This window comes from Micromonospora sp. CNZ322 (assembly GCF_007827755.1).
In genome coordinates this window covers 117957-139739 of the sequence record NZ_VITD01000017.1, presented here as the reverse complement: position 1 = coordinate 139739, position 21783 = coordinate 117957, and the positions used below count along the sequence as shown (strand labels likewise).

Below are 21783 nucleotides of genomic sequence, written 5' to 3'. Positions count from 1 at the left end.
GGCGCGCGGATACGCCGGAGGTCGCCGGGGCTGTGCCCGGCGACCGCTCGTCGCGGCGTACGGCCCGCCTCAGCGGCGGGACCGGCTCAGCGGTGCCCCTCCGGGCGCTGGCGCCACCTGTCCTCCATGCGGTCCAGGAGTGACGACCGGCGACCGGATCGGCCACCGCGGGGACGACGACGACTCGTCGTGCCGCCCACCACGTGCAGGTCGGGTGACTGCGCCCGCCGGTGCGACTGCACCGCGAACGCGGCCGACGCCAGCATGACGACGAAGCCCGCCACCGCCAGTGGTGGAGTCTTGATCACCGCGCCATAGACCAGTAGAGCCAAGCCAGCGATGATGACGCCGGCGGCGACGAGCAGGCGACGCCGCGCATGGAAGCGCGGATCGCTGGCGCGCACGGCCGAGGCGAATTTGGGGTCCTCGGCAAGCGACCGCTCGATCTGCTCGAACAGCCGCTGCTCGTGCTCCGAGAGCGGCACGGCACTCCTCCCCGGTCACGTTGGTCGGGCCCACTCGGGCCGACAGACCGTGGCAGCCAACCGGCTGCTTACCCGCAAGTCTACGAGGGGGGTCGCGCGTCGGAAAGCGGGACGACCTATGGGCGGGGTGGATTTTCGTTTCGACGGGGATCACGGTCGCCCATCAGACTGGCCGGACCTATGACGGACCGCCCGAAACGGGCAGCGGCGGCGTCCGCGGCGGCTTCCGCCTCGCGCCAGCCACGCTCGGGCGCGCCGAGGGTGAGTTGCCGGGGGGCGCCCTGCGCCGGGGCGAGTCCTTCCACCCGGACACCGACGAGTCGGATCCGCTCGCCCGGGTCCAACGCGGTGTAGAGCGCCCAGACCGTGTCGAACATCTCGCGGGCGGTGTCGGTGGGAACGTCGAGGGTGCGAGACCGGCTGACGGTGCGGAAGTCGGCCAGCCGGACCTTGAGTGAGACGGTGCGCCCGACCTGCTCGGAGCCGCGCAACCGGACGCCGACCTTCGCGCTGAGCGCGAGCAACGCACGGCGGATCTCCAACGGGTCTGCCACGTCGACGTCGAAGGTCACCTCGGCGCCGATCGACTTGTCGACGTGCTCGGGGCTGACCCCGCGCGGGTCGCGCCCCCAGGCCAACTCGTGCAGGTGCGACGCCGAGGCGGCGCCGACTGCTCGGCGGAGCATGCCCACCGGCGCCTCGGCGAGGTCGCCGACGGTGGTCAGGCCGAGCCGGCGTAGCGCCTCGGCGGCGCGCTCCCCCACCCCCCACAGGGCGTCCACCGGCAGCGGGTGCAGGAAGTCGAGCACCTGCCCCGGGGGCACGACCAGCAGGCCGTCCGGCTTGGCCCGGGTGGAGCCCAGCTTGGCCACGAACTTGGTCGGCGCCACCCCGACCGAGCAGGTCAGCGCCTGCTCATCGGCGACCCGGCGACGGATCAGCCGGGCGATGGTGGCCGGGGAGCCGAAGAGCCGACGGGCGCCGGTCACGTCGAGGAACGCCTCGTCGAGGGAGAGCGGCTCGACCAGCGGCGTGACGTCCCGGAAGATCTGCATCACGGCCCGGGAGGCGGCCGTGTAGGCGGAGAAATCCGGCGGCAGATAGACCGCGTGTGGGCAGCGGGCGCGGGCCTGACTGGTCGGCATCGCGCTGCGGACGCCGTACCGGCGGGCCTCGTAGCTGGCCGAGCTGACCACCCCGCGCGGGCCGATGCCGCCGACGATCACCGGCCGGCCGCGCAGCTCGGGGCGGCGGCGCACCTCGACGGCGGCGAAGAAGGCGTCCATGTCGACGTGCAGGATCGGGCTGGCGGAGTCGTCGGCGTCCGGCCCGAAGCGCGGATCGTCGCCCCGGGGCAACGACTGACTGCGGCCCATCCCGGCAGGTTAACCCGGAGGTACGACACCACCATCGGCCAGCGGGCCGAACCACCCCCGGGTCACCCCCGGACGACCAGCAGCGGCACGGTCAGCTCCGCCGCGGTGTCCGACCCGTGGTAGGCCACCAACTTCGACGCCATCGGCCGTTCGGTGCGACTGGCCATGACCGCGTACGTGTCATTGCAGATCACCACCACGTCGCCGATCCGGCCCAGGTGCTCCTCCGGCACCGGCCCGAACCAGCCGGTGGCCACCACCTCGTCGCGGGTGCGTACCCGGGCCGTGGCGCCCAGCACCTCCGACCAGGCGGCCCGCACGTCGTCGACAGCGCCCGGCTCGACGTGCAGGTAACGCACCCGGGCCTCGCCGGCCACCAGCCGCACGCCGGCGCGCAGTCGCGGATCGGTGTCCAGGTCGAATCGGTGCGCGGCAGGGATGTCGAGCTGCCCGTGGTCGGCGGTCACCAGCAGCGCCGCGTCCGGCGGCAGCCCGTCGAGCAGTCGGGCGACCAGGGCGTCCACCTCGGTGGCGGCCTCCCGCCAGGGCGCCGAGTCGACGCCGCTGACGTGGCCGTGCCGGTCCAGGTCGGCGTGGTAGCCGGAGACCACTGTGGGCCCGGCCCCGGAGGCCAGCGCGGCCAGCATGGCGGTGGCCACCGCGTCCCCGCCGGCGGCGCCCCGGAAGTCGCCACCCCGGTTGGCGGCCAATGTCAACCCGCTGCCGCCGAACTCCGGCCTACTCACCACGCTCGTCGTCACCCCGGCGGCGCGGGCCCGCTCCAACTGGGTGGGCACCGGCTGCCAGCGCAGCGGCGACGGATCGGCGGCCCAGTCGGTGTGGGTGAGCACCCGATCGGTGCCGGGCACCCGCACGGTGAAGCCGAGCACGCCGTGCGCGCCCGGCGCGACACCGGTGCCCAGTGACACCAGGCTGGTCGGGGTGGTGGACGGGAAACCGGCGATGAGCGGCCGGGCCACCGTCGCGGCGAGCCCGGCGATAGTCGGCGCGTACGGCGCCGCGGTCGGCAACTGGTACCACCCGAGCCCGTCGACGAGCAGCACGGCGATCCGACGTACCCCGGCCAGCGCGGGCCGGAGCCCGAGCGGGTCGGTCGAGCCGGGCACCCCGAGCACGGCCAGCGCGCTGGGCAGCACGTCGGCGAGGCGGCCGCCGCCATGGCCCGGCCCGAGGATCTCCAGCGGCGCCGGCCGGCCACCGGGCTCGGCGGTCATGCCGGCCGGCGGGCGAACAGGTGCAGTTGGGCGGCCAGGTCCCGGTACGGCGGTTGGGCGGCCAGCGCACGTTCCAGCTCGACCACAGCGGCGGACTGCCCGTCGGCGACCGCGGCCGGCAGCAGGTCGGCCAGCACGCGTACCCCGTGGATCTCCTCGACCACCAGCCCGGCGGCGCCGAGCAGCGCGGCGGCGCCGGGGGCGTCGTAGCGTCGGCGCAGCGTGTCGCGCGGGCCCGCGGTGCCGGCCGGATCGGCGGCCAGGGTGGTCGCGACGTCCAGGTGACCGTTCATCGCGCGGCCCAGCACGGCGGCGGCCCGGCCGGCCACCAGCACACTGGCCGCGCCACCCGGGCGCAGCGCGGTGGCCAGCGCGGTCACCACCGGCGTCGGGTCGTCGACCACCTCCAGGACGGCGTGGCAGAGCACCAGGTCGACGCCGGCCGGCTCGACCAGCCCGGCGAGGGCGTCACCGTCGCCCTGCACGGCGGCGATCCGGTCGGCCACCCCGGCCTCGGCGGCGCGGCGGGTGAGCGCGGCGAGCGCGTCGGGGCTGGCGTCGACGACGGTGACCCGATGCCCGGCGCGGGCCAGCGGAACGGCGAAACCGCCGGTGCCGCCGCCCACGTCCAGCACTGTGAGCTCGGCATCGCCGCGCCGGTCCAGCTCGGCGCGGAGCACCGACCAGATCACGGCGGTGCGGGGTGTCAGCGGCGGCTCGGCGAACCGGCCTCGGGTCTGCTCCACCCGGTCGAGCCTAGTCACCCGGTCAGCCTTTGCGGCCGGTGGTGGCGATGCCCTCGACGAAGTGCCGCTGTGCCAGGAAGAACAGGATGATCATCGGGAGGGTGGCCAGCACGCTGCCGGCGAGCACAACCTCCCACTGTTGCTCACCGCCGTAACCGAACCGGTCCAGCACCACCTTGAGACCGCGCGGCAGGGTGTACAGCTGCTCGTTGCGCAGGTAGATGAGCGGCTTGAGCAGATCCGTCCAGCTGGCCTTGAACTCGAAGACGAAGGCGACCAGCAGCGCCGGCCGGATCAGCGGAAAGGCCAGCTTCCAGAACAGCTGCGGGTAGCTCGCCCCGTCCATCCGGGCGGCCTCGAAGTACTCCCGGGGCAGCGAGAGCAGGAACTGTCGCAGCAGGAAGATGTAGAAGGCCGAGCCGAACAGGTTGCCGGCCCAGAGCGGCACCTGGGTGTCGGTCAATCCCAGGTTCGACCAGATCAGGTACGTGGGGATCATGGTGACCGCGAAAGGCAACATCATTGTCGCCAGCACCAGCCCGAAGAGCAGGTTGCGGCCGGGGAACCGGAAGTAGGCGAAGCCGAACGCCACCCAGGCGCTGGAGAGGGTCACCGCGGCGGCGGCGGCCACCCCGACCAGCACGCTGTTGCCGAACCAGGTCAGCAGCGGCACGGCCTGCCACGCCTCGGCGTAGTTCTCCGGGGCGAACGGAACGGGCAGGAAGCCGGGGGCGAAGACGTACTCGCGGGGGCGTAACGAGGCGCTGACCAGCCAGACGAACGGCAGCATGAAGAGCACAGCGGCGCCGACCAGCGCCGCCACGAACAACACCCGATGCCAGATCGGCCGGCGGGCCGGCTCGGCGGGCGGGCGGCGCGCCGCCGACCGGCCCGGCTGGAGGCCGGGTACCGGTGCGGCGGCGCCCCGTTCGACGGCGGTCGTCACGACTGGTCCCCGGCTGCTGGATCCTCCTCCGCCCGAGACCGTCGGGCGTTGGCCACCGGACCATCGGTGATCTGGTACTCGCGCGGCTCAAGGTGCTGCTCGGGCACCCAACCGTTGGTCAGTCGGGTCCGTCGCGCGTTGGCCACGCCGTTGTGGCCCATCATGCCCGTCACTTGTCTTCTCCCTCGTAGTACACGAACCGGTTGCTGAGTTTCACCTGTATCAGAGTGATGATCAAGATGATCACGAAAAGTAGCCACGCCATCGCCGAGGCGAAGCCCATGTGCAGGAACTGGAACGCCTCCTGGAACAGGTGGATGACGTAGAAACTGGCCGCGTCGCTGTTGAACGTGTTCTGGGTCTCCCTGTTGCCGAAGTACATGGTGTAGACCTCGGTGAACATCTGCAGCGACGCGATCGTGTTGACGATCAACGTGAAGAACAGCGCGCCCGAGATCATCGGCAGGGTGACCGAACGGAACCGGGCCCAGGGGCCGGCGCCGTCGATGGCCGCCGCCTCGTACAGGTCGCGGGGCACGTTCTGCAACGCGGCCAGGTAGATGATCACAGTGGAGCCGAGACTCCACAGGCTCATCAGGATGATGCCGGGCATCACCCAGTGCGGGTCGGTGGTCCAACTCGGACCCGCGATCCCGACCAGGCCCAGCGCGCGGTTGATCAGGCCGTCCTGAGTGTTGAGCAGCAGCAGGAACAGGATCCCGACCGCCACCGCCGGGGTCATCACCGGCAGGTAGAAGACGGTCCGGAAGAAGCCCTGCAACCGGCCGACCCGCTTGAGCAGCAGCGCCAGCCCCAGCGAGATGAGCATCACCAGCGGGACGTGCAGCGCCGTGTAGTAGACAGTGTTGCCGAGACTGCGGGCCACCGCCGGATCGCTCATCAACTGCCGGTAGTTGTCCAGCCCGGTGTACTCCGGTGGGTTGATCACGTCGTACTCGGTGAAGCTCAACCAGAGGCTGGCGAGCATCGGCCCGGCGTAGAAGATCAGAAACCCGACGATCCAGGGCGCCAGGAAGAGGTACGCCCAGCGGGCCTCCCGCCGGGCCAGCGGCGTACGGTGCCGCCGGCCCGGGACGGGAGGGGTGACGGTGGCCATCGCGGGTTACTTCGCGGCCTTGTCGAGCGCCGCGGTGGCCTCCCGCTGCGCTCGCTGCAACGCCTGCGCCGGCTGTTCCTGGCCGGCCAGGACCCGGTTCACCGCGTCGTAGTACGCCTTGTCGAACTCGGCGCCGGCCGGCGAGGCGGGCAGCGCGAACGCGGCGTCCTGCACCGAACGGATGGTCGCCACCGCGTCGTCGAAACGCTTGTTGCCGGTCGGCTGGTACAGCTCGTCGAAGATCTTCTTGTCGGCCTCGGCGTTGGCGGTGTAGACGCCGGTGAACGGCTGACCGGCGGCCTTGCGCGCATCCACCCGGGCCTTCGCGGCGGCCAGCCAGGTGTCGGTGGCGGTCATCTTCTTGACGAACGCGCACGCGGCGTCCGGGTTCTTCGCACCCTTGGTGATCACCCAGGCCTGCCCGGCGGACTGGGTCAGCGGCTTGCCCTGCCGGTCCACGAACGGCTTGACCACCAACTCGGCGTTCGGGGAGTTCTTGGCGGCCTGGTTGAGGAACCACTCCTCCATGGGCCACGCCACGATCTGGTTCTTCGACAGCGGGTTCTGGGCGCCGAAGAAGTCGAAGGTGTCCCGGAACGACTTGAAGGCGCCCCAGCCACCCTGCTGCTGGATCAGGTTGACCCCGGTGGTCAACGCCTCGATCACCTTGGGATCGTCCAGCTTGGCGGCGCGACCGTCGGCGGAGAGCATGTCGACGCCGTTGGCCTTGGCCCACATCGGCAGGAACTCGGGGATCTTCGGGTCGATGCCGATCCGGTCGAGCCGACCACCGGAGACCGAGGCCAGCTTGGCGTTGAGCGCGGGCAGCGCGGCCCAGTCGGCCAGGTTGACCTGATCGGCGGTGAGTCCGGCCTTCTTGAGCAGCCCCTCGTTGAGGTAGACCACCCGGACGGTGGAGAACTCCGGGATGCCGTAGACGGTGCCGTCCAGGGTGACCTGCTCACGGGCGGCGGGCCGGTACTGCCCCAGGTCGATGTCCTGCTTGTCGACGCACTGGGTCAGCGGCTGGATGGCGCCCCGCTTGGCGTACGTGCCGATCAGCTTGCGGTCCATGTAGACCAGGTCCGGCGGGTTTCCGGAGGCGACCGCGGAGAGGAACTGCTGCTCGTCGAACGCGCCCTCGGTGACCTTCAGCTCGACGTCCGGGTTGTCCCGCTTGAACGCCTCGATGCGGGTGGTGGCGATCTCGTCGGAGAAGCCGAAACCCATGGTGCTGAGTGCGCCCTTGGTGGCGGTGCCCCCGCCCTCGTCACTGCCGCCGCCGACTCCCCCGCAGCCGCTGATCGCCAGAGTGAGCGCCCCGGCGAACACCGTCGCCCGCAGTATCCGTGACATGTGTCCCTCCCGAGTTCACGCCGGCCACACCGCCCGCGTGACCTGCACTTCTCCTCATTGCGCGAATCTCAAACGTGAGGTTTCGGTAGCCGAAAGGTCACCGGAAGTCACGGGAGGCGGGACTGACCGGTGGCTCGATGGCGTCCAGCCGGTCGGCGACCAGGTTGGTCACCCCCTCGTGCCGCTGCAACCGCCCTCGGACCACCAGCGCGGCGCTGGTCCGCGCCACCCGCCGGTAGCGCTGCCACAACCCTGGCGAACAGGTGACGTTGAGCATCCCCGTCTCGTCCTCCAGGTTGAGGAAGGTGACCCCGCCCGCGGTCGCCGGACGTTGCCGGTGGGTGACGATGCCACCGACCCGGATTCGTTGCCCCGGCTCCACCCGACCGAGCCGGGCGATCGGCACCGCGCCGAGCACGTCGAGCTGACCCCGGATGAACCGGGCGGGGTGGCTCTCCGGCGACAACCCGGTGGCCCACACGTCGGCGACCAGCCGGTCCACCGCCTCCATTCCGGGCAGCGTGGGCGCCGCCGCGCCGGTCACCGTGCCGGGCAGCCGACCCGGCCGGTCCTGGGCCGCCGCACCGGCGGCCCACAGCGCCTGCCGCCGGGTCAGCCCGAAACAGGCGAAGGCGTCCGCGGTGGCCAACGCCTCCAGCTGCGCGGCGGTGAGACCGAGCCGCCGGGCCACATCCGGCATGTCCCGGTACGGCCCACCGGCGACCCGTTCGGCCTCGATCCGTTCGGCCACGTCGGCGCCGAGGGTCCGCACGCTGGACAGGCCGAGCCGGACCGCGGGACCGCCCAGCCCCCAGGCGTGCGGCGGCTCCCCGGGCCCGCTGCCCCACCGGGTCTCCGGGGTGGACTCCAGCACCGCCAGAGCCCCGCTGGCGTTGATGTCCGGACGACGGACCTCCACCCCGTGCCGGCGGGCGTCGTCGACAAGGGTCTGCGGCGAGTAGAAACCCATCGGCTGGGCGTTGAGCAGCGCGGCCAGGAACGGCGCCGGGTGGTAACGCTTGAGCCAGGAGCTGGCGTAGACCAGGTAGGCGAAGCTCATCGCGTGGCTCTCCGGGAAGCCGTAGCTGGCGAACGCGGTGAGTTTGCGGTAGACGTCGTCGGCCAGCTCACCGGTGATGCCCCGCTCGGCCATCCCGGCGTAGAGCCGGTCGGCGATCCGGGTCATCCGTTCGACCGAGCGTTTGGCGCCCATCGCCCGGCGCAACTGGTCTGCCTCGGCCGCGTCGAAGCCGGCCAGGTCGATGGCGAGCTGCATCAGCTGTTCCTGGAACAGCGGCACACCCAGGGTCTTCTCCAGGGCGTTGCGCATCAGCGGGTGCGCGAAGGTCACCGGCTCCTGGCCGTTCTTGCGCCGGATGAACGGGTGCACCGAACCGCCCTGGATCGGGCCCGGGCGGATCAGCGCCACCTCGACCACGAGGTCATAGAACTCGCGGGGCTTGAGTCGGGGCAGGGTGGCCATCTGGGCCCGGCTCTCCACCTGGAACACCCCGACCGAGTCGGCCCGGCAGAGCATGTCGTAGACCTCCGGGTCGTCCAGGGTCATGTCGCCCAGGTCGAGCCGGGACCCGATCATGTCGTAGCCGTAGTGCAGGGCGGAGAGCATGCCCAGGCCGAGCAGGTCGAACTTGACCAGGCCCACAGCGGCGCAGTCGTCCTTGTCCCATTGCAGGACGCTGCGCCCGGGCATCCGCCCCCACTCCACCGGGCAGACCTCGATCACCGGCCGGTCGCAGATCACCATGCCGCCGGAGTGGATGCCCAGGTGCCGCGGGAACGTCTGCAGCTCGTTGGCGTACTCCACCACCTGCTCGGGGATGTTCTCGACATCGACAGTGGCGACCGAGCCCCACCTGTCGATCTGCTTGCTCCAGGCGTCCTGCTGCCCCGGCGAGTAGCCGAAGGCCTTGGCCACGTCCCGCACTGCCGACCGAGGGCGGTAGGAGATGACGTTGGCGACCTGGGCGGCGTGCTCCCGGCCGTAGCGGGTGTAGACGTGCTGGATCACCTCCTCCCGGCGGTCGGACTCGATGTCCACATCGATGTCGGGTGGGCCGTCTCGTTCCGGGGCGAGGAACCGCTCGAAGAGCAGTTGATGCCGGACCGCGTCCACATTGGTGATCCGCAACGCGTAGCAGACCGCCGAGTTGGCCGCCGACCCCCGCCCCTGGCAGTAGATGTCCTGGTCACGGCAGAACGTGACGATGTCGTAGACCACCAGAAAGTAGCCGGGGAAACCCAGCTCCTCGATCATGTTCAGTTCGTGGTCGAGTTGCGCGTACGCCGTCGGGTGCGCCTGCGGCGGCCCGTAGCGCTCGTGCGCCCCGTCAGCTGTCAGCTTTCGCAGCCAGCTCATCTCGGTGTGCCCCGGCGGCACCGGGTACGCCGGTAGCTGCGGCGCGACGAGCTGGAGGTCGAAGGCCAACTCGGCGCCGAACTCGGCGGCCCGCGCCACCGCACCCGGGTACGCGGCGAACCGGGCCGCCATCTCCGCGCCGCTGCGCAGGTGGGCGGTGGCCGCCGCGGGCAACCAGCCGTCGATCTCGTCCAGGCTGCGGCGGGCCCGGACCGCGGCGACGGTGGTGGCCAGCCGACGCCGGCCGGGGCTGGCGTAGTGCACGTTGTTGCTGGCCACCGTCGGCACCCCGGCCGCGGCGGCCAGCTCGGCGAGCGCGTCGTTACGGTCGGCGTCGATGGGATGGCCGTGGTCGGTCAGCTCCACCGCCACCGTCTCCGCGCCGAAGAGCGCGGTCAGCCGGTCCAACTCGCGGGCCGCCGCGTCCACCCCCTCGGTGAGCAGCGCCCCCGGCACGTGCCCCTTGCGGCAGCCGGTCAGCACCAGCACATGGTCACGCAGCTCGGCGGCGACCTCCTCCAGGTCCCCGTAATCCGGGCGGCCCTTCTCCCCGCCGCGTAGCTGGGCGCGGGCGATGGTGGTGGCCAGCCGGGCGTACCCCTCGTGGCCGTGCGCGAGCACCAGCAGGTGCGCGCCGTGCGGGTCGGGCTCGCCGTTCTGCGGGCCGGGCAGGCCGAGGGACAGCTCCGCGCCGAAGATGGTCGGCAGGCCCAGCGTACGAGCCGCCTCGGCGAAGCGGACCACCCCGTAGAAGCCGTCGTGGTCGGTGACGGCGAGCGCGGTGAGCCCCAGCCGGGCCGCCTCCTCGGCCAGCTCCTCGGGGTGGCTGGCGCCGTCGAGGAAGCTGAAGTTGGTGTGCGCGTGCAGCTCCGCGTAGGGCACCACGCCGTCGGGGCGGGTCAGCTCCGGTGGCTGGTACTGCTCGCGACGGCGGCTCCAGGCCGGGGAGTCGCCGCCATCGGCGTCCACGGCGAGCGGGTCCACCACGTGCAGGTGCCGCTCCTCGCGCGAACGCCCACCGCCCGACCGGCCGGAGCCGCCACTGGCCCGCCCCGAGAGCACCCGCTCCAGCTCCGACCAGGGCATCTTCGGGTTGTGGAAGCTCATCGAGCATCCACCTCCGACCTGGTGAGCACCGGCTCAGTCATAGATCGCCTCCACCAACCACTGCCCGGCCTCCACGGCCAGCAGCAGGGCGGCACCGTCGGCCAGGCTGACCTGGAACCGGGCCCGGCGGCGGGCCTCGACCGGCGCCCACCACCGCTCGTCCACCGGCCACGGGCCGGCCCAGCCCACGATCTCCGCCGGCTGGCCGGTGCCGACCACCAGCCGAGCCGGTGGGGCGCTCACCGCCAACCGCGCGCTGATCACCACCGGCTCACCGGCGGCGTCGTGCACCGTCGCCGCGAGCGGACTGGGCAGCACCACCGCCGGCGCGGGCGCCGGCAGCCGGCCCGGCCACGGCGGAGCCCCGCCTCCACCCCGGCCGGTGGCCGGGTCGGCGCCGGCATCGGCCGGCGGGCCAGGACGGGCGGGGACGCGTTCGTCGCCCCACGGCACCAGTCGCACCTGGTCGGCCGGGGAGCGCCCACCACCGAGCACCGCGGTGACCACCGCTTCCGGGCCGAGGATGCCCTGCACCCGGCTCAACGCCCGGTGCGCGCGTTCCCGCTCCTCGCCGGTCTCCCCCCAGAGGCCGGCCTGCAGACCGGCCTGGGCGATCACCCCGTCCGGGATCAGTCGCAGCCGGATGATGCCGGCCGTCGGTCGGGCCGGTCGGGCACCGGCGCGGCCGTTGCTGCCGGAGAGCCACCCGTCGAGCTGCCAGCGCACCCGGTCGGCGATGGCCGCGGCGGTGAGCAGGCCATCGTGCCGCCACACCCGGTGCAGCTCCTGCCCGTGCTCGGTGACCGCCTCGATGCCGAGCCGGGTGCAGGCCAGCCCATGCCCGGCCAGCCGTTCGTGCAGCCGCTCGGCCAGCGCCCGGGCCACGAACGCCGCCGCGTCGACCCGGTCGATCGGCTCGTCGTGCTCCGCGGTCACCGTCAGGTCGGCCGGCGGCTGCCGGACGGCGAGTGGGCGGTGATCCCGCCCGGCGGCCAGCCGGTGGGCCAGCGCACCGTCGAACCCGAACCGGGCCAGCACGTCGCCGGCCGGCAGTGCGGCGAAGTCGCCGAGGGTGCGTACCCCCAGCCGGCGCAGCAGGTCGGCCAGCGCCGACCGGCCGAGCGCCTCGACCGGCAACCCGGCCAGGAACTCCGGTGTCCCGCCCGGTGCCACCACCCGGCCAGCGCGAGCGGCCAACCCGGCCGCGAACACCCCGTCGGCGATGCCGACCTGGCTCTCCACCAGGCACGACTGCGCCACGTGCTCGATGATCCGCTCGGCGGCCGCCTCCTCACCGCCGAGGTAGCGGCCCGGCCCCCGGGCGGCCACCGCGCAGGCTCCCGGACGGACCACCTCCACGCCGGCGACCAACTCCTCCACCGCGGCGACCACCGGCTCGAACGCCCGGGCGTCCCGGCCGGGGTCGTACTCCACGACAGTGAGCTGCGGACAGCGCCCCTGGGCCTCCCGCTTGCGCAGCCCCCGACGCACCCCCTCGGCGCGGGCCCGCTCGGAGCAGGCGACCACCCGGTTGGCGTGCAGCACGGCGACCGGACCGGTCGCCGGCACCCCGTCGACGATCTCGGCGGCGAGCACCGGCCAGTCCGGGCACCACAGCAGCAGCGTGCGTGCCGGCGCGCCGGTCACCCCCGACCGACCAGGGCGAGTGGCACGGCCGATCGACCCACTGGCGACGGCAGCGTACGAGGGATCATCCGGGTCAGCTCGTCACCCGGGAGCCAGACCTTGATCTCCTTGGGCCGGGCGGCCGCCCCGCGCCCGCGCGCCGAGACAGTGATCTCCCGGCGGCGCAACCGCCCCCGGCCCAGCCCGAGCCCCTCCCAGACTCCCCGGACCACCTGCAGCGTCACGTCCGCGCCGTCCCAACGGCCGTACGGGACGAGCACGCTGCCGCGCTGCCGGGCCCGGGCGGCCAACCGGGTGGCGACCGAGGCGGAGACCGAGGCCGGCACGGTGGTGACCACGACGTCCACCCCGTCGATCAGCGCGGCGACCACTGTGGCCCACTCGGGGCCGGGGTTCGGCACCAGGGCCAGCCGGTCCAGGGCGATGCCCAGCTCAGCCGCCGCGCCCGCGCCGAACGTCGGCACCCCGACCACGGCGCACCACGAGCCGGCCCGGGACGCCTCGGCGAGCAGGGCCAGCATCAGCGAGGTGCCACCGCTGCGGCGGGGCTGGCCGGCGGCGACCGCGATGGTGCTGCCCCGGCGCAGGCCCCGGTTGGGCAGCAGACCGGTCAGCTCGGGCACCACCGGCAGCACCCGGTGGCCACCGACCGGGTCGGGTGCGCTCGCCGGGCGCACCAGATCGGCCAGTGCGGCGGAACCGACCACCATGCGGCCCGCCATTGGACCAACTCCCCCGTCGTTGCTGTGGATCAGATCAGGACCGGCACGCCGTGCCACCGGCCGCCCGGCTCCCCCCGCGGGGCGGCCGGTGGCACGGCGGGATCAGGCGGCGAGGCCGTCCAGGGCCGGTTGGTGGGCCACACCGAGCGCGGTTTCCACCACCGTGACGAACTGTTCGGCAGCGCGGAGCAGGTCGTCGGCCTCCCGGGCGCTGACCACCCGGGGGATGCCGGCCTCGGCGGCGGCGCGCTTGCTGGCCCCTGCGGCGAAGAACCGGGACCACTCGTCGAGCTCCGGAGCGACGGCGCAGAGGAGGACCCAGACGCTGGTGATCCGGTTGCGTCGACTCGGCGCGGGTCGGGCACGGGCGGCGATCAGGGCCGCTGCCGCGCGCAGGGCGGCCAGGTGGGCAGCCGCGTAGCGCAGACCGTCAGGTCGGGTCTGGCCGGCCTCGACCAGCCCACGGCGGGCCAACGTGAGGAGCTGGGCGGGGGTGCGGTGCGGCAGCACGTGCGCCGGCACCGTCGGTGCCTGAGCCGGGTTGGTCGGCATGGGTGTCTCTCCTCCACGTGGCCGAGACGTCACTGCGGCGGCTGATGCCACCGACGAGACGCCGAGGTCGGGGTGGTGCGGAGGAAGACGCACCGGGTGTGGCCGGCCGGGTGTGGATGCTTCCCCACACCACACCCGGCCGGCGGACCGGCGGGTGCGTCGCCCGCCGCCCGGGGGTCGTGGGCGGCGGGCGACGCTCCTGCCTGTTGGGACCAGGCTCGCGACTGCCCGGAAACCCAGGTGCGGCCCGCGGAGCCGCACCGCCCGGAGGTGGCGCCGCGAAACGCCGCGCTCCGGCTGGTTGGAACGGGCGTTCGAGGCAATCGAACACTCGTTCTAACTGCTGCTGACAGTACACCTCCCCTCCGACGAAAATGCAACGTGTGACGCGCCGAGCGTGCCGGCCGGCTGAACCGGCCACCAGCGAACCGGGAAGAATGGCGGGATGCAGCCACACCCGAACGTACGGGCGGTGCAGGACGCGCTCACCGCCGCCGGCACGCTCGACGGCGCCGGTGAGCCCAGCATGGTCCGTCTGCTGCCCGACGCGGTGCACACCGCCGCGGCGGCCGCTGCGGCGCTCGACGTCGAGGTCGGCCAGATCGCCAACTCACTGATCTTCGACGCGGACGACACACCGCTGCTCGTCCTCACCTCCGGCGCGCACCGGGTCGACACCGCCGGCCTGGCGGCATCGATCGGCGTCACCCGACTACGTCGGGCCACCCCGGAGTTCGTCCGGGCCCACACCGGGCAGCCGATCGGCGGGGTCGCCCCACTCGGGCACCCGCACCCGCTGCGCACCCTGGTGGACACGGCGCTGGCGGCGTACCCGGAGATCTGGGCCGCGGGTGGCGTACCCCAGGCGGTCTTCCCGACCACCTACCCCGAGCTGTTGCGGGTCACCGCCGGCACCCCGGCCGAGGTGGCGTGAGCGAGCCAAGCGAGCGCACCAGCAGTCCCCGCAGCGACGCCAGCACGGCTCCGGAGCTGGTCACGCTGCATGTGTGGCGGACCTCCCACGGCGCGCTGCCCCGGGCGCTGACCCGGATGGCTGTGGACCCCCGCCGGTTGCGGGCCCTCCCCGGCGTTCGGTTCGGCAAGCTGCTGGGCACCGGGACCGGCACCGACTTCGGGCCACGGGACGCCGACCTGACCCGGTGGGCGGCGCTGACCGTCTGGGACTCTCCCGCCGCGGCGGAAGGCTTCGACGACTCGCCGGTAGGGCGGGCCTGGGCGCGCATCGCCCACGCCCAGGCGCGAATCGACCTACGCCCGCTGACCAGCCGGGGCGAGTGGTCCGGCCAGCGGCCGTTCGGCGACCCGTCGGGCGGCCGGGTCACCGGCCCGGTGCTGGCATTGACCCGGGCCCGGCTGCGAGCCCGCCGGGCGGCCACCTTCTGGCGGGCGATCCCGCCGGTGGCCGCCGCCCTGCGCGACGCGCCCGGGCTGCTGGCCCGGTTCGGGGTCGGAGAGGCCCCGTTGGGTTGGCAGGGCACGGTGAGCGTGTGGCGCGACCCGACGGACCTGGTGGCGTTCGCGTACCGTCACCCGGAGCATCGGGCGGCGATCATGCGAACCCCCACCGCGGGCTGGTACGCCGAGGAGCTGTTCGCCCGGTTCGAGGTGCGCGACGTGGTCGGCGACCGGTCGGTGCTCGGATGGGTCGTCGACGGCGGCCCGGAAACGGTGAAGGGTGGACGGGCATGAGGTTGGTGCGCTGGACGCCGGACGATCTCGTCCGGCGGCTGGACGACGTGGTGGCCGTCTACGGCGAGGCGATGGGATACCGCACCGACCTGCTGGAGGCCCGGCGCGGTTACATCGCCACCCACGTCCGCCGGCCGGGTTTCCGGGCGGTCGCCAGCCTGACCAGCGAGGGTCACCTCGCCGGCTTCGGCTACGGCTACCTGGGCGCCTCCGGTCAGTGGTGGCACGACCAGGTGCACCGCGCGCTGGACGCCCCGACTCGTACGCGTTGGCTCACCCACTGCTTCGAGGTGGTCGAGCTGCACGTCCGGCCACCGGCGCAGGGGCACGGCCTGGGCGCCGGTCAGCTGCGCGCGCTGCTCGGCATGGCGGAGGGCGACACAGTGCTGCTGTCCACCCCGGAGGCCGACGAGCAGACCTCGCGGGCCTGGCGGTTGTACCGACGGTTCGGCTTCGTCGACGTGCTGCGCGACTTCCACTTCCCCGGCGACGAGCGACCGTTCGGCGTACTCGGTCGGGATCTGCCGCTCGAGCCACCGGCGTCATGACCCGGCGGATCTCCTGGACGATGCTCGTCGTCCTGGTGCTCGCCCAGATCTGCTACCCGCTCACCACCGGCGCCACCCGGGCCGGGCTCACCGTGGCCACCGTCGTCCTCGGTTGGCTGCTCTCGGTCGGCCACGCGCTGCTCAGCCGGGGCCCACGGGTGGCGGCAGCGCTGGTCGCGGTGGCCACCGGCGGCGGGTTCGCGATCGAGGCGATCGGGGTGGCCACCGGCGTGCCGTTCGGCAGCTACGACTACTCCGGAGAGCTGGGCCCCAAGCTGGCCGGCGTGCCGCTGATCATTCCGCTGGCCTGGACCTGGATGGCCTGGCCGGCCTGGCTCGCAGCGGTCCGACTGACCGGCGGCACTGCCGCAACGGCCAACGGCGGCGGGCCGACGGCCGGCGGCAGCGGCAGCGGCAGCGGATCGACGGTGGGTCGATGGGTGGGGCGGATCGCGCTGGCCACAGTGGGGCTGGCCGCCTGGGACCTCTTCCTCGACCCGCAGATGGTGGCCGAGGGCTACTGGGTCTGGCGCGACGCCACCCCGGCCCTGCCCGGCCTGGCCGGCATCCCGGTCAGCAACTACCTGGGCTGGCTGCTCTTCGCGGTGCTGATGATGAGCGCGCTGCGCCCGCTGGCCGGGCCGGCCGTCGAGCACACCGATCGGCGGGACCACCCGATGGTCGCGCTCTACCTGTGGACGTACTTCTCCAGCATCCTGGCCCACGCCGTCTTCCTCGACCTGCCCGCCTCGGCGCTCTGGGGCGCCGCCGGCATGTCGGTGACCGCCGTACCCCTGGCAGTGACCCTCCTGCGTGCCCGCCGGGGCGGTGACCCCGGTCGGGAGGCCCACCAGCCACACCGCCCCGGCGTCGACGCGACCCGATGACCGTCCTGCTCGCCCTGCTCATCGCCGTCGCCGCGTTGACCGGGCACACCTGGCTCAACGCCACCCGGTGGCTGCGCCGACCCACCGACCGGCCCGACGACGTCGACGAGCCGGTCACCGTGCTGCTGCCGCTGCGCGACGAGGCCACCCGGGTCACGCCCTGCCTGCGCGCCCTGCTGGCCCAGCGCGGCGTACCCGGGATGCGCATCGTGGTCCTCGACGACGGGTCCACCGACGGCACCGCCGAGGTGGTCCGCGCGGTGGCCGGCGACGACCCCCGGGTCACGCTGCTCACCGGGGTCGCCCCACCGCCGGGCTGGCTGGGCAAGCCGCACGCCTGCTGGCAACTGGCCACCCGGGCCGACCCGGACGCCACAGCACTGGTCTTCGTCGACGCCGACGTGGTGCTCGCCCCGCACGCCGTGGCCGCTGCCGTCACCGAGTTGCGCGCCGCCCGGGTGACGCTGCTGTCGCCGTACCCCCGGATCGTGGTGGCGACGGCCGGCGACCGGTTGGTGCAGCCGCTGTTGCAGTGGCTCTGGCTGACCTTCCTGCCGCTGCGCGCGATGGAGCGCTCGTCGCGGCCGTCGCTGGCCGCGGCGGGCGGGCAGTTCCTGGTGGTGGACCGGGCCGGCTACACCGCCGCCGGCGGGCACGCCGCGGTCGCCGACAAGATCCTGGAGGACATCGAGCTGGCCCGGGCGGTCAAGCGGGCCGGTGGGCGGATCGCCCTGGCCGACGGCTCCCGGCTGGCCACCTGCCGGATGTACGACGACTGGCCGCAACTGCGCGACGGGTACTCGAAGTCGCTCTGGGCGTCGTTCGGGCACCCGGGCGCGGCGGCGGCCGTGGTGGCGGCGCTGCTGCTGCTCTACACCGCGCCACCGCTGATCGCGCTGAGGTTCGCCTCGACAGCTCCCCTGGTGTCAATGGTTGCGCTCATCGCATACCTGCTGGGTGTGGCCGGACGGGTGCTCACCGCCCGCGCGACCGGTGGCCGGTGGTGGCCCGACGCGCTCGCACACCCCGTGTCGGTCGTGGTCCTCGGTTGGTTGACCCTGCGGTCGTACCATCTGCGAAAGCGACGCCGCCTGACCTGGCGGGGCCGTCCGGTCAGCTAGGGAGGACGCGGCATGGCGCGGATCGTGGTCGTCGGCGCCGGGGTGGGTGGCCTCGCCACCGCCGCCCGGCTGGCCGCTACCGGGCACCAGGTGACCGTCTTCGAGCGGGCCGACACGGTCGGCGGCAAGCTCGGCCGGTACGCGCACGACACCCCGGCCGGGTCGTTCCACTTCGACACCGGGCCGAGCCTGCTCACCCTGCCCGAGGTCTTCCACGACCTGTTCGAGGCGACCGGGGCGAAGCTCGACGAATACCTGGACCTGGTCCCGCTGGACCCGATCGTCCGGCATGTCTTTCCCGACGGCGGTCCGACCCTGGACTCGTGCGCCGACCCGGCTGAGTTCACCGCCCGGATCGGGGCCGCGTTCGGTGACCGGGCGGCAGCCGACTGGCAGCGACTGTGGCGCCGGGCGGCGCGGGTGTGGCAGGCCTCCTCACGGGACATCCTGCGTCGTACCGTCGACTCTCCCCGCGACCTCGCGTCGCTGGCCTGGCGCGTCGGCGACCTGGCCGCCATCGCCCCGGGCCGCAGTCTGCGCGGCCTGGGCCGCCGGCACCTGTCCGACCCGCGGCTGCGGATGATGCTGGACCGGTACGCCACCTACACCGGCGCCGACCCACGTCGGGCACCGGCGGCGCTGGTCGCGGTCCCCTACGCCGAGCTGGCCTTCGGCGGCTGGTACCTGCGCGGCGGGCTGGGCACGCTCGCCGACGCGCTGCTGACGCGCTGCCTGGACCTCGGCGTGGTCGTGCAGACCGACGCCACTGTCACCCGGATCGACGCCACCGGCGGCCGGGTGCACGGGGTACGCCTCGCCGGCGCCGCCGCCCCGGTGCCCGCCGACGTGGTGGTGGCCAACGTGGACGCGCTCACCGTCTACCGTGACCTGCTGCCGCACCCGCGTCGGCTGGCCGGGCTGACCGACCGCAGTCTCGCCGGCTTCGTGCTGCTGCTCGGCGTCTCCGGCAGCACCGGGCTGGCCCACCACAACGTCTTCTTCCCGGACGACTACGACGCCGAGTTCGACGCGGTCTTCGGTGACCCCGGGCGCGGCGTACGGGCCCGGCCGGCGGCCGACCCGGCCGTGTTCGTCACAGTGGCCGACGACCCGATGGTCCGCCCAGCCGGACACGAGGCGTGGTTCGTGCTGGTCAACGCCGCCCGGCAGGGCACCGCGGCGGGCGCTGTCGACTGGCGACGCCCGGGGCTGGCCGACGCGTACGCCGACCGGATCCTGGACGTGCTGGCGCAGCGCGGCGTGGACGTGCGCGACCGGCTGCTGTTCCGCGAGATCCGCACCCCGGCCGACCTGGACGTGGCGACCGGCGCGCCAGGTGGCTCGATCTACGGCACCGCCGGTGGGCTGCTCCGCCCGGCCAACCGGGGCCCGGCGAACGGGCTGTGGCTGGTGGGCGGCTCCACCCACCCGGGCGGCGGGTTGCCGATGGTGACCCTCTCCGCGCAGATCGTCGCCGACGAGATCGGCCCCGCCTGGTAGACCCGGCCTGCTCCAGCCGGCGCCTGTTTCGGTCGGCGTCGGGCTGGCCGGCTCAGTCGGCGTCGAGCAGGGCGCGGCGGATGCTGGAGAGCAGTTGCCCCAGGCCGAAACCGGCCAGCAGTACCCAGACCGCGGTCGCCATGGTGATGGTGCCGGCGGCCAGGTCCGGCTCGATCAGCCCGGCCAGCCCGGCGACCAGCAAGCCGGCCAGCGCCACCGAGACCCGGGTGGGGCGTTCGCCCACTGTCACCGCGCCGATCTCCCGCATGCCGGCGGCGACCGCCCGCGCCCGGACGTACTCGTGCAACCAGGACAGCGCGCCGCCCGCGACGACCAGCCCACCCGGCGCGCCCACCAGCCAGAACGCCAGCAGCCACGCCACCTCACCGAGCCGGTCGGCGACCGAGTCGTAGACGTAGCCGAGCCGGGTGGTGCGGCCGGTGGCGACCGCCACCGCACCGTCCACGCTGTCCGCCACGGCGGCGAGCAGCACGAACAGCGCGCCGAGGAACGGCCCGTCCCCCGGCCGGCCCACCAGCAACGGTACGCAGAAGCAGAGCAGCACCCCGGCCACGGTGACCGCGGTGGGGCTGACCCGCAGTCGACCCAGCACATATCCGACGTGGTACGCGAATCGCAGCCAGGCGCGCACCACCGGCGCCGCGACCCGAGGGTCGAACCCGCCGTGCAACCGCGCCCACGCCGTGGCGTACTGATCCCAGTTCAGCTGTGTGCCCACCACGGATCAACCGTCGTGCCGGGCAACAGGTGTCGCAGGCGCAGCGTTCACACGCGGGCGCCGGCCTTCAGGTTCTGCCAGACCTCGCGGGTCGCTGTGGACCGGTTGAGGGTGATGAAGTGGATTCCCGGCACACCCTCGTCCAGCAGTCGGCGGCACATCTCGCTGGCCTGCTCAATGCCGAGCCGGCGGACGGCGTCCGGGTCGTCGGCGACGCGTTCGAAGCGGGCCGCCAACGCCGGTGGAAATGGCGCACCGGACAGCTGCACGGACCGCTCGATGGTGCTGAACTGGGTCACCGGCATCACGCCGGCCAGGATCGGGGTGTCACAGCCGGCAGCGGCCACCCGGTCACGTAGCCGCAGGTAGTCGTCGGCGTCGAAGAACATCTGGGTGACCGCGAACTCCGCCCCGGCCCGACACTTGCGGACGAACTGGGCGGTGTCGCTGGCCACGTCGGGCGAGCGGGGGTGCTTGTACGGGAAGGCCGCCACGCCGACGCTGAAGTCACCGGCGTCGCGCACCAGCCGGACCAGGTCCTCGGCGTAGTCCACGCCCTCGGGGTGACGGATCCACTCACCGCCCGGGTTGCCCGGGGGGTCACCACGAACGGCCAGCACGTTGCGCACCCCCACCCCGGCGAGCCGGCCGACCACGTGCCGCAGCTCGGCGACGGAGTGGTTGACCGCGGTGAGGTGGGCCATCGGCAGCAGGGTGGTCTCGGTGGCGATCCGCTCGGTCACCGCCACGGTGGTGTCCCGGGTCGAGCCGCCGGCGCCGTACGTGATCGACACGAACGACGGGCGCAGCGACTCCAACTCGCGGATGGCCTGCCAGAGCAGCTGCTCCCCCGCCTCGGTCTTGGGCGGGAAGAACTCGAACGAGAAGGTCGGCTGGCGCTCACGGATGAGCTCCCCGATCGCCGGCTGCGGATTGGGGAGTGTCGAGGGAAGACCGAGCGCCACGACCCGACTCTAGCGGTCGATGGCACCAGGACCCAGGCCCTTCCCACCCCCGACGGCCGGGCCGGCCCCCCGCGTCCCGATCCGACGGGCGGAAAGGCGTCGTACCTCCGGGGTAGGAAGGGGTGGCGCGGGAGGGGCGGCGGGGGCGGCCCGGGGGCCCGCGCGGGGGTCAGCAACCGAGCGGTGCCGCTGCTCACGCCCGTTCAGGGCGGGCCGGTCGGCGCCGCGCCGACGCCCGCCAGGAGGACAGATGATCCCGCCCGCACCGCCGCGTCCCGCGCAGCTCGGGCCGCTGCTGGCTCGCTGCCGACTCGACCGGGGCTGGAGCCAGCAGCGAGCCGCCGCCGAGTTGTGTGCCGCCGCCGGGGTGCCGACGCTGAGTCGGCACGAGGTTTCCCGGTGGGAACGACAGCGTCGCGTGCCGGGTGGGTTCTGGCTCGGCTGGCTCGCCGTCGTCCTGGACGTGCCGCTGGTGGTGCTCGCGGAGGCCGCCGCGACCACCCGTCGGGCCGGCTCGACGCGGGCCACCGGGCCGGGCCGTGCCGCGGCGGCCGGCGCGCGACCGGCCGGGCGGACGGGTCCCGGCCGCACCGGCGGCACTACGCGTGGCGGTGGAGCACGAGCACGGACGACCGGCTAGCGTCGGG

Annotated in this window: 21 protein-coding genes; 7 read left to right on the top strand and 14 right to left on the bottom strand. The window is 73.6% G+C overall.

Features of this window, described 5'->3' with window-relative positions:
* Positions 1-86: 86 nt before the first annotated feature.
* From FB453_RS29685 to FB453_RS29635, 12 genes are all read right to left on the bottom strand, one after another.
* The gene (locus FB453_RS29685; protein ID WP_088988398.1) at positions 87-485 is read right to left on the bottom strand and encodes a DUF3040 domain-containing protein; all 399 of its coding nucleotides are present in this window, start codon (positions 483-485) and stop codon (positions 87-89) included.
* A gap of 116 nt (positions 486-601) precedes the next feature.
* Positions 602-1861, bottom strand: coding sequence for a DNA polymerase IV (locus tag FB453_RS29680; RefSeq protein ID WP_112605076.1), 1260 nt, complete (start codon positions 1859-1861; stop codon positions 602-604).
* A gap of 62 nt (positions 1862-1923) precedes the next feature.
* Positions 1924-3096 (bottom strand): alkaline phosphatase family protein, encoded by a 1173-nt coding sequence (locus FB453_RS29675; protein WP_145795513.1) that lies wholly within the window; start codon positions 3094-3096, stop codon positions 1924-1926.
* Positions 3093-3860 carry a methyltransferase domain-containing protein gene (locus FB453_RS29670; protein WP_091407658.1) on the bottom strand — a complete coding sequence of 256 codons (768 nt, stop codon included), beginning with the start codon at positions 3858-3860 and terminating at the stop codon, positions 3093-3095. The genes FB453_RS29675 and FB453_RS29670 overlap by 4 nt, the downstream gene beginning before the upstream one ends.
* Positions 3861-3864: 4 nt before the next feature.
* Positions 3865-4788 carry a carbohydrate ABC transporter permease gene (locus FB453_RS29665; RefSeq protein ID WP_112735748.1) on the bottom strand — a complete coding sequence of 308 codons (924 nt, stop codon included), beginning with the start codon at positions 4786-4788 and terminating at the stop codon, positions 3865-3867.
* Positions 4785-4961, bottom strand: coding sequence for a hypothetical protein (locus tag FB453_RS34490; RefSeq protein ID WP_167362520.1), 177 nt, complete (start codon positions 4959-4961; stop codon positions 4785-4787). The genes FB453_RS29665 and FB453_RS34490 overlap by 4 nt, the downstream gene beginning before the upstream one ends.
* Entirely contained in the window at positions 4958-5905 is a 948-nt protein-coding gene (locus FB453_RS29660; protein ID WP_145795511.1) for a carbohydrate ABC transporter permease, read from the bottom strand. Before FB453_RS29660 ends, FB453_RS34490 begins: the two co-directional genes overlap by 4 nt.
* 6 nt (positions 5906-5911) lie before the next feature.
* The gene (locus FB453_RS29655) at positions 5912-7261 is read right to left on the bottom strand and encodes an extracellular solute-binding protein (RefSeq protein ID WP_112582764.1); all 1350 of its coding nucleotides are present in this window, start codon (positions 7259-7261) and stop codon (positions 5912-5914) included.
* 97 nt (positions 7262-7358) lie between these two features.
* On the bottom strand, positions 7359-10745 hold the full coding sequence (locus tag FB453_RS29650) for an error-prone DNA polymerase (RefSeq protein WP_145795509.1): 3387 nt from the start codon (positions 10743-10745) through the stop codon (positions 7359-7361).
* 33 nt (positions 10746-10778) lie between these two features.
* A complete protein-coding gene (locus FB453_RS29645) occupies positions 10779-12392 on the bottom strand; it encodes a DNA polymerase Y family protein (protein ID WP_112605061.1) in 1614 nt (537 codons plus the stop codon).
* Positions 12389-13114: a hypothetical protein gene (locus FB453_RS29640; RefSeq protein WP_145795507.1), complete on the bottom strand. Its 726-nt coding sequence runs from the start codon at positions 13112-13114 to the stop codon at positions 12389-12391. Before FB453_RS29640 ends, FB453_RS29645 begins: the two co-directional genes overlap by 4 nt.
* A gap of 102 nt (positions 13115-13216) precedes the next feature.
* Positions 13217-13666, bottom strand: a complete 450-nt coding sequence (locus tag FB453_RS29635; RefSeq protein WP_145795505.1) for an SAV_6107 family HEPN domain-containing protein — start codon at positions 13664-13666, stop codon at positions 13217-13219.
* A 445-nt stretch (positions 13667-14111) separates the two neighbouring features.
* Between FB453_RS29635 and FB453_RS29630 the strand changes: the two genes are divergently transcribed.
* The 6 genes from FB453_RS29630 to FB453_RS29605 are packed head-to-tail and all read left to right on the top strand — an operon-like array spanning position 14112 to position 19432.
* Positions 14112-14600, top strand: a complete 489-nt coding sequence (locus tag FB453_RS29630; protein WP_112582768.1) for a YbaK/EbsC family protein — start codon at positions 14112-14114, stop codon at positions 14598-14600.
* Entirely contained in the window at positions 14597-15376 is a 780-nt protein-coding gene (locus tag FB453_RS29625; RefSeq protein WP_145795503.1) for a monooxygenase, read from the top strand. Before FB453_RS29630 ends, FB453_RS29625 begins: the two co-directional genes overlap by 4 nt.
* Entirely contained in the window at positions 15373-15924 is a 552-nt protein-coding gene (locus FB453_RS29620) for a GNAT family N-acetyltransferase (RefSeq protein WP_091407634.1), read from the top strand. The genes FB453_RS29625 and FB453_RS29620 overlap by 4 nt, the downstream gene beginning before the upstream one ends.
* Positions 15921-16811: a carotenoid biosynthesis protein gene (locus FB453_RS29615; RefSeq protein ID WP_145795501.1), complete on the top strand. Its 891-nt coding sequence runs from the start codon at positions 15921-15923 to the stop codon at positions 16809-16811. Before FB453_RS29620 ends, FB453_RS29615 begins: the two co-directional genes overlap by 4 nt.
* Positions 16808-17932, top strand: a complete 1125-nt coding sequence (locus FB453_RS29610; protein ID WP_145795498.1) for a glycosyltransferase — start codon at positions 16808-16810, stop codon at positions 17930-17932. The genes FB453_RS29615 and FB453_RS29610 overlap by 4 nt, the downstream gene beginning before the upstream one ends.
* A 12-nt stretch (positions 17933-17944) precedes the next feature.
* On the top strand, positions 17945-19432 hold the full coding sequence (locus FB453_RS29605) for a phytoene desaturase family protein (protein ID WP_145795496.1): 1488 nt from the start codon (positions 17945-17947) through the stop codon (positions 19430-19432).
* Positions 19433-19484: 52 nt separating this feature from the next.
* Here the strand turns inward: FB453_RS29605 and FB453_RS29600 are convergent, their stop codons facing one another.
* Together FB453_RS29600 and metF are read right to left on the bottom strand one after the other, a co-directional pair.
* On the bottom strand, positions 19485-20174 hold the full coding sequence (locus FB453_RS29600) for a CDP-alcohol phosphatidyltransferase family protein (RefSeq protein WP_112582773.1): 690 nt from the start codon (positions 20172-20174) through the stop codon (positions 19485-19487).
* A 44-nt stretch (positions 20175-20218) separates the two neighbouring features.
* Entirely contained in the window at positions 20219-21136 is a 918-nt protein-coding gene (gene metF / locus FB453_RS29595; protein ID WP_091407621.1) for a methylenetetrahydrofolate reductase [NAD(P)H], read from the bottom strand.
* 250 nt (positions 21137-21386) lie between these two features.
* On the opposite strand from metF, the gene FB453_RS29590 reads away from it, so the two are divergent.
* Positions 21387-21776, top strand: a complete 390-nt coding sequence (locus FB453_RS29590; RefSeq protein WP_145795493.1) for a helix-turn-helix domain-containing protein — start codon at positions 21387-21389, stop codon at positions 21774-21776.
* Positions 21777-21783 lie beyond the last annotated feature (7 nt).

Excerpts from the sequence above, each read along its gene's own strand:
- FB453_RS29680 (WP_112605076.1), bottom strand. The coding sequence starts at position 1,861 with ATGGGCCGCAGTCAGTCGTTGCCCCGGGGCGACGATCCGCGCTTCGGG.
- FB453_RS29660 (WP_145795511.1), bottom strand. The coding sequence starts at position 5,905 with ATGGCCACCGTCACCCCTCCCGTCCCGGGCCGGCGGCACCGTACGCCG.
- FB453_RS29605 (WP_145795496.1), top strand. The coding sequence starts at position 17,945 with ATGGCGCGGATCGTGGTCGTCGGCGCCGGGGTGGGTGGCCTCGCCACC.
- FB453_RS29630 (WP_112582768.1), top strand. The coding sequence starts at position 14,112 with ATGCAGCCACACCCGAACGTACGGGCGGTGCAGGACGCGCTCACCGCC.
- FB453_RS29640 (WP_145795507.1), bottom strand. The coding sequence starts at position 13,114 with ATGGCGGGCCGCATGGTGGTCGGTTCCGCCGCACTGGCCGATCTGGTG.
- FB453_RS29675 (WP_145795513.1), bottom strand. The coding sequence starts at position 3,096 with ATGACCGCCGAGCCCGGTGGCCGGCCGGCGCCGCTGGAGATCCTCGGG.
- FB453_RS29655 (WP_112582764.1), bottom strand. The coding sequence starts at position 7,261 with ATGTCACGGATACTGCGGGCGACGGTGTTCGCCGGGGCGCTCACTCTG.
- FB453_RS29590 (WP_145795493.1), top strand. The coding sequence starts at position 21,387 with ATGATCCCGCCCGCACCGCCGCGTCCCGCGCAGCTCGGGCCGCTGCTG.
- FB453_RS29615 (WP_145795501.1), top strand. The coding sequence starts at position 15,921 with ATGACCCGGCGGATCTCCTGGACGATGCTCGTCGTCCTGGTGCTCGCC.
- FB453_RS29650 (WP_145795509.1), bottom strand. The coding sequence starts at position 10,745 with ATGAGCTTCCACAACCCGAAGATGCCCTGGTCGGAGCTGGAGCGGGTG.
- FB453_RS29620 (WP_091407634.1), top strand. The coding sequence starts at position 15,373 with ATGAGGTTGGTGCGCTGGACGCCGGACGATCTCGTCCGGCGGCTGGAC.
- FB453_RS29635 (WP_145795505.1), bottom strand. The coding sequence starts at position 13,666 with ATGCCGACCAACCCGGCTCAGGCACCGACGGTGCCGGCGCACGTGCTG.
- FB453_RS29610 (WP_145795498.1), top strand. The coding sequence starts at position 16,808 with ATGACCGTCCTGCTCGCCCTGCTCATCGCCGTCGCCGCGTTGACCGGG.